4 protein-coding genes are annotated in these 7182 nt (G+C 56.2%); 2 read left to right on the plus strand and 2 right to left on the minus strand.

Annotated elements, in window-relative coordinates:
* Positions 1–165: 165 nt before the first annotated feature.
* Positions 166–735 (minus strand): hypothetical protein, encoded by a 570-nt coding sequence (locus ABYP39_RS16055; protein WP_372748808.1) that lies wholly within the window; start codon positions 733–735, stop codon positions 166–168.
* Positions 736–1027: 292 nt separating this feature from the next.
* Here ABYP39_RS16055 and ABYP39_RS16060 point away from each other — a divergent pair, with 292 nt between their 5' ends.
* Positions 1028–4162, plus strand: a complete 3135-nt coding sequence (locus tag ABYP39_RS16060; protein ID WP_372783545.1) for a parallel beta-helix domain-containing protein — start codon at positions 1028–1030, stop codon at positions 4160–4162.
* Positions 4159–4629: a YchJ family protein gene (locus tag ABYP39_RS16065; protein WP_372760073.1), complete on the plus strand. Its 471-nt coding sequence runs from the start codon at positions 4159–4161 to the stop codon at positions 4627–4629. The genes ABYP39_RS16060 and ABYP39_RS16065 overlap by 4 nt, the downstream gene beginning before the upstream one ends.
* A gap of 83 nt (positions 4630–4712) precedes the next feature.
* Here ABYP39_RS16065 and lon read toward each other — a convergent pair whose 3' ends face one another.
* The gene (lon, locus tag ABYP39_RS16070) at positions 4713–7106 is read right to left on the minus strand and encodes an endopeptidase La (protein ID WP_372783547.1); all 2394 of its coding nucleotides are present in this window, start codon (positions 7104–7106) and stop codon (positions 4713–4715) included.
* Positions 7107–7182: the final 76 nt, after the last annotated feature.

The following is a 7182-nucleotide window of genomic DNA, read 5'->3' on the forward strand; positions in this document are numbered from 1 at the left end:
AGTTCGAATCTCTCCGGGCGCGCCATTTCCCCCCGAACAGCCTGCCCACGCAGTGCAGCCGACAGCAAAGTCCTTTGCCAAAGTTTCAACACAACCAGTCAAAAAAACCGGATTGCAACAGTATCGCAACCCGGTTCCTGACATCAGGCTTCAGGCCTGCCTGAATTAACCGTCTTCCGGCGGTAGCACCTTCTCATCGTTAACCAACACAGCGGTGTCGTAATAGCTGTCTTCGCTGGTTGCCACGATCACGTCGAATTCCGCGCGACAGACTTCACCCGCCGCCAGACAGGTTCTCACGCTGGAGTGGTCTTCAGCCACGGTGTGCCGCTCAAAGAATGATGGGTTGCGGACTTCAGCAAGATCGCCCTCGCCGGGCGTGAAAGATTCACCACGGGTTTCCTGTCGAACGGTTACACCACCGTCGAAACGGTTGGGCTGGGCGTCACCATCATCGCTGGCCGATGCCAGCCCCGGCAGTGTCTGAGCGGGCGATGCGCCATCTTCAGAAGACGCCTGCACATCCTGCTGCTCGGCAACCGTACGCAGTGAGGCAAAATCGCCGCCCGCATTTGCGGCCATAAAGTCACCCGACAGTGCCGTGCCGAGCGCGCCTGCGCCGCCCCCGCTTGGGGATACACCCAGAGCTGGCTGCGCCATTGCCTGCACAGTCATCAGTGCTGAGAATGTGGCGCACGCTGTCATCGCAATCACGCCTGTTTTTCTCTGTGCCATGAATAAACCTCCTTTTGCACTAGTGGTTGTCAGGCAGTGGACTGCACCGCGATAGGGGTGTTCCTTCATTTGGTAATATCACACCTAACCAATTAAATTGACGGGAAAAACTGTGATTTTACGTGCCGGATGAGCGACAGTTTTCAAGGATCGTCGTCAATGCGCAACGCCACACCCCAGATCAACTTCTTAATTTTTATACACACCTGTTACCTTTTACTTCACTCTCAATGAGCCATCTTTTATGATGGCGCCCAAATAATGATCAGCGTCAACTTCTCACGGGGATCTCATGAAGCATCTGTCCACTCCGATGCGGCTGACTGCCGCCATCCTGTTACTCAGCAATGTGCTCAGCGGCTGCAACGACAGCAGCTCATCACGCAATGGGAGCCCACCACAGCCTCAGCAGCCAAATGTCGGCCAGCCCGGGACAGAACAGCCCGACGAATCTATCGGTCGCACATTCACTATCCAGCCGGGGGACGATGCTTCCACGACAATGGCGGTTGCCATGGTACAAGCAGCGCCCGGCGACACGATTGAATTTGGCTGCGGCTACTTTGAGTTGGCGCAAACGCTGCAGATCATCAACAACGAAGACATTACCATCAAGGGCTGCGGCAAAGACCAAACCGTGCTGTCCTTCAAAAACAACAACGCTCCTGAAGGCATCCTCGGCGTCAACGTGCACGGTTTGTGGATCGAAGACCTGACGGTACTGGACACTGGCGGCAATGGCATTGAACTGCGCGGGGTCAATCACGCCACGCTGAAGCGAGTGCGCACGCTCTGGTCATCAGGCGGCGGCCGTGAAAGCGATGACCCCATTACTGCCGACAATGCGTTTGAAAACAATGCCGCCCGGCTGCACGTAGCCTGTACCGATCCGGCAACACAGGACCCGACCGCTTTTGAAAATGGCCTCGGCGACACCACCTCGCCCGACTACACCGTAAGCCCCAAATCCGGTCGCTACGGCATCTATCCGGTTTCTTCGGAAAATATTCTGATAGAAGAGGCCGAATCGGTCGGCGCGTCTGACGCCGGCATTTATGTCGGCCAGACCAGCACCGCCATCATTCGCAACAGTCGCGCCGCCTTTAATGTATTTGGTTTTGAAATCGAAAATGTGCGCGGCGGCGAGTACGACAGCAACCTGGCCGAATGTAATACCGGCGGCTTTCTGGTGTACGACCTGGACGGCCTGCGCCAGTATGGCGACCGCACCCGCATGTTTAACAACATCTCCCGCAACAACAACACCTACAACTTCACCTCTGGCGGTTTTGTGGGTGACGTGCCTCCCGGCAGCGGCATGATCACGCTGGCCTACGACAATATCGAGGTTTTCGACAACGTATTCGAAAACAACAATACCGCGGGCATCATCCACGTAAGCTACGAGATCTTTCCGGAAGGCGCGGGTCGACCCAGCGAAAAGCGCATCGACTTCTACACCGAAGGTTTGCACATCTATCGCAATACGTTTCGCAACAACGGCAACAACCTGCCCACGCCCACCAGCAATGATCTTCAAGAACAGACCCTCGCACGCCTGCTGCCACCGCTGGTGGGCCTGAAAAATCAAGCGGCCTGTTTAAACCCGGCTAACGCCGCCACCTGTCTACGCAATGGCGGCTCCGGCTATCGCGGCGCTCACATTATCTGGGATGGATTGCTGGACGACCTCGACCCAAGCTGCCCTTACCCCAACGGCGTACCAGCCGATGAACGCGGAAAACCGTTGTACAACAACACCCACAAAGTGAGCTGCCGCTACAACGCCTATAAATTCAACGCCCAGAAAGAACGGATCGTGCCCGACTGGTTCGCGTCCTGTATTGCGAACAACAACCTGTTTGAAAACGGCAGCCTGACCTTTGCAAACTTTAAAGGCACCAAAGGCCTAGAAGCCGTGATTGCTGCAGCCACCGCTAAGGAACCTAAAGATCCGCAAACGGGCGAAGCGTTTTTCACTCATATACTCGGCGGACTTACGGCAACCGATCTTGAAAACTTTGCCTCTGATTTTGATATCTCGGCGCACAAATGCCCCGATGCGTATGGCAAAACACTGGAACCGCTGCCGCGCGTTGTGATTCCGCCGTTTGTGCCCAGCGGCAAGTTCGCACCGGCCCCGAGCGAAGCGGAAGTGAAATCCCTGTGTGAAAGCGGCGTCGCCGGTCAGGTAAACTTTGCTGCCGCCCTGCGCGTTAACTGCCCCACACTGGACCAGTACCACCTGTTTGCCGATGCGGAAGAACCGCGCAGCACACTCAACAGCAACGGCGTGCCCTTTGTACTCACCACCAAATTGTTCTCAGACTACACCGTGAAATACCGGGCGTTGTTTTTGCCGCCTGGCACATCAGCACAATACCGAGACTCTTCTGAAAGTGCGTCACAAAAAGGCTACAACATTACTTTTGATTTTCCGGTTGGCACCATATTGAGCAAGACTTTTGCCGCTGCCGACGAAACCGCCGACACCGAACGCCCCATCGAAACTCGTCTTATCATCAAACGTCAGCGTCCCGACGGTCAGGTGTACTGGGTAGGCCTGCCCTACCTCTGGCAAGAGGAAGACGGGCGAAAAGTGGCGCGCCTGAAGCTGGAAGGCAGCACCGAAGCCATCAGCTGGAATACCACCGACGTGGATTCCGGTGTTGTGCACAGCGGCAGCACCAACAACTATCTGGTGCCCAACGCCAATCAGTGCCTGAGCTGTCATGGCAGGGAAGAAGGCGAGCCCGGCGCGGTACCTATTGGCCTGAAAGCGCGCTTCCTTAACAAGCCATTCTATCCTGAGTCCGGTTTTGTATCTGAAACGCATCCGGTAGTCGGCAATAACCAGATCGCCTGGTGGTGCGCCAATGGCATTCTGAGCAACTGCCCAAGCAACTTGGGTGTCGACACACAAAGTCGGATTGCGACTAACCTCGAGCGCATTCCCGCGTTCAACAAGCCCGGTGATTCCGGTCACAGCGCCAACAGCGCCCAGGATATTGAAGCCCGCGCTCGCGCCTGGCTGGAGGTCAACTGCCAGCACTGTCACAACGTCAGCGGTTTTGCGTCCAACACCGGTTTTTACCTGAATGCACTACCGAGTCTTGCGACCTATGAAAATTATGGCATCTGCAAAAAGCCGACCGCCACAGGACAGGAAGGCAGTGGCGGCCGCACCTTCGATATTCACCCCACCAATGCACTGGATTCGATCGTCGCCTTCCGCATAGGCCCGGATGCAAAAAGCGCAGCCGCACGCATGCCGCCGCTGGGTCGCAGCGTGGTGGATGAAGAAGCCGCCGCCCTGATCAGCAACTGGATCAACAACGTGGTAGTAAAAGATAAATCGCGATATCACAACGCGGACGGGTGTGACGGACCGGATGAAACCGGTCTGCCATTTGCCGCAAACCCGTGAGTTACTGTCACTGTGGCAGCACAACCTCTTTTGAGCAATGCTGCCAACCGCTACTAAACGGCAAGGCCTTCGCACCGACTGCCGAGGCCTTGATGCGATCGCGTTACAGCGCTTTTGTCACGGGCGCCGTTGATTACTTACTGCAGACCAGCGCCAGCGAAAGCCACGAACCTGACGAGCGTGCCCTGCTGGAAAACAGCTGTAAAAACACGCGATGGCTGGCATTGCATGTGCTGGACACTGAGCATGGCAGTGAAATTGATGGCAAAGGCATTGTCGAGTTTGCTGCTTTTTTTCAGACCGGTGGCAGCCCCGAACAGTTACACGAACGCTCTGCGTTTGAAAAACGCGATGGGCAATGGATTTATGTGAGCGGGGAGTTTTTAGCGCCGCTGAGTTTCGGGCGTAACGATCCGTGCTGGTGTCGTAGTGGGAAAAAACATAAGAAATGTCACGGGCGCTCATAGATCTAGAGTCCAGCGAGGCCAGCTCCTACCGAGCGAATTCCGCGCAATGGTAGGAGCATGCCCTGCAGGCGAATAACGCCACGTTAGAACAAAATTTCCCGCACCTGATCGTAGCGCTCTGCAAAATGCGCAGTAACGCCCTTCCTTACATAATCCGGCAATTCCTCAAAATCCCGCCGGTTATCCTCTGGCAGAATCACTTTCTTAATACCGATACGTTTTGCCGCAATCACTTTTTCGCGGATGCCGCCCACCGGCAACACTTGCCCGGTTAATGTGAGTTCGCCGGTCATGGCGAATCCGCTTTTGGGGGCTTTGTTCAGCGCCAGCGACAGCAGCGCACTGGCCATGGTGATACCGGCGCTGGGGCCATCTTTGGGGGTTGCGCCTTCGGGTACGTGCAAATGTACGGTCGCCTCGTCAAAGAAAGCCGGATCGCCGCCAAAGGCTTTCAGATTGGCCATCACATAGCTGTAGGCTATGTCTGCCGACTCTTTCATCACATCACCGAGCTGACCGGAGAGTTTGAAGTTGCGGTTGAGGCTGTGCACCCGCGTGCATTCCACGCCCAGTGTGGCGCCGCCCATGGCGGTCCAGGCAAGGCCATTCACCACACCGATGCCCTGCTGAGGCTTTTCCTTTTTGAAGACTGGCTTGCCGAGAAAATCTTCTACCTCGTCTTTACCTACCTTCAATACCAGCGCCTCGTCTTCCAGCAATTGCACGGCGGCCTTGCGCACGATGCGGCCCAGTTGTTTTTCCAGGTTGCGCACGCCGGCTTCGCGGGCGTAGCCATCTATTACGTGACGCAGGGCAGCGGCGTTGATGCTGAGACGTTTCTTGTTAATGCCGTTGCGCTCCAGCAGCCGTGGCCACAGGTGCTTGCGGGCGATATCGAGCTTTTCTTCGGCCAGATAGCCCGCCAGACGGATGGTTTCCATCCGATCCAGCAGCGGGCCGGGAATGGTATCAAGCTGGTTGGCGGTACACACGAACAGCACTTTGGACAGATCAAAGCGCATATCCAGATAGTGATCGAGGAATTCCACGTTCTGCTCTGGGTCCAGCACCTCCAGAAGCGCCGATGCCGGGTCGCCGTGGTAGGAGGCGCCGACCTTGTCGATTTCGTCGAGCATGATCACCGGGTTGGCGGTCTCCACGTCTTTCAAGGCCTGCACCAGTTTGCCGGGCATGGCGCCTATATAGGTGCGGCGGTGACCCTTGATCTCGGCTTCATCGCGCATACCGCCTAAACTAAAGCGATAGAACTTGCGGCCCAGGGCCTCGGCGATGGAGCGCCCAATGGAGGTTTTACCCACGCCGGGCGGGCCTACCAGCAAAATGATGGACCCGGCCACCGTGCCCTTGAACTTGCCCACGGCGAGAAATTCGGTAATGCGGTCTTTAACGTCATCCAGCCCCTGATGGTGCAGATTGAGCACCTTGCGTGCACGCTTCAAATCCAGCTTGTCTTCGGAGTAGACGCCCCAAGGCAGCGCGGTGGCCCAATCGAGGTAATTTCGGGTAACCCCGTATTCCGGTGAGCCGGTTTCCAGCACTTCCAGTTTGTGCAGTTCGTCATCAATCTTCTTGCGGGCGGCCTCTGGCACCTGTTTGCCTTCCAGTCGCTCGCGGAATTCCTCAACATCAGCGGTGCGATCATCTTTGGAGATACCCAGCTCTTTTTGAATAACCTTGAGCTGCTCCTTAAGGAAGAACTCACGCTGGTTCTTATTGATCTTTTCGTTAACCTGCTCGCTAATTTTCCCTTGTAATTCAGCCACTTCACGTTCTTTTTTCAGTAGCAGAAGCACTTTTTCCATGCGCCGCAGCAGCGGCAAGGTATCCATGATGTCCTGCAGGTCGTCACCGTTGGCACTGGTAATAGCAGCGGCAAAGTCCACCAGCAGTGAGGGCTCGTTGGGGCTGAAGCGCGACAGATACTGTTTAAGCTCTTCGCTGTAGAGGGGGTTGATGGCCAGCAGCTCTTTGATGGCGCGGATAACCGCCATGGCGTAGGCCTTCACCTCATCGGTGTCGCGCTCGCCGATATTGTCCGGATAGTCCACCTCTACAATATAGGGGGGTTTGCGGCTGATCCAGCGGCGTATACGAAAGCGTTTGAGGCCCTGCACCACAATCTGGGCCGTGTCTTTTTCCTGGTGGGCGTGATGCACACGCACCGCACAGCCAATCGAAGGGGCGGAATCGGGGTCTATTTCCTGAGCATTATCCTCGCCGCAGTAGAGCAGCCCCATCACATGGTTCTGCTTTTCTCCCACCCGCTTCAGGGTGTCCTCCCAGAGCTTCATCTCGAGCAGAATCGGCTGCACCTGGGCGGGGAAGAAGGGGCGCTTGGGCACCGGCAGGAGATAAAGCACCGAAGGCAGCACGGAATCGGGGATTACCAGCCCGGTATCGCCGTGGTTGACCATTTCCCCATCCAGCACATTGTCGTTATCACTTCTGTCTGCCATGTCCATCCTCAACTTCGTTCAAGGCCAGAATGCCTATATGGGGCTGATCTGGAAAAGCTCAAGCCCCTCGGCATCC

Source organism: Litorivivens sp. (assembly GCF_041625495.1).
GTDB lineage: Bacteria > Pseudomonadota > Gammaproteobacteria > Pseudomonadales > Spongiibacteraceae > Litorivivens.

Bases quoted from the DNA above. Each gene is read 5' to 3' on its own strand.
- ABYP39_RS16055 (WP_372748808.1), bottom strand. From the start codon at position 735: ATGGCACAGAGAAAAACAGGCGTGATTGCGATGACAGCGTGCGCCACA.
- ABYP39_RS16060 (WP_372783545.1), top strand. From the start codon at position 1,028: ATGAAGCATCTGTCCACTCCGATGCGGCTGACTGCCGCCATCCTGTTA.
- lon (WP_372783547.1), bottom strand. From the start codon at position 7,106: ATGGCAGACAGAAGTGATAACGACAATGTGCTGGATGGGGAAATGGTC.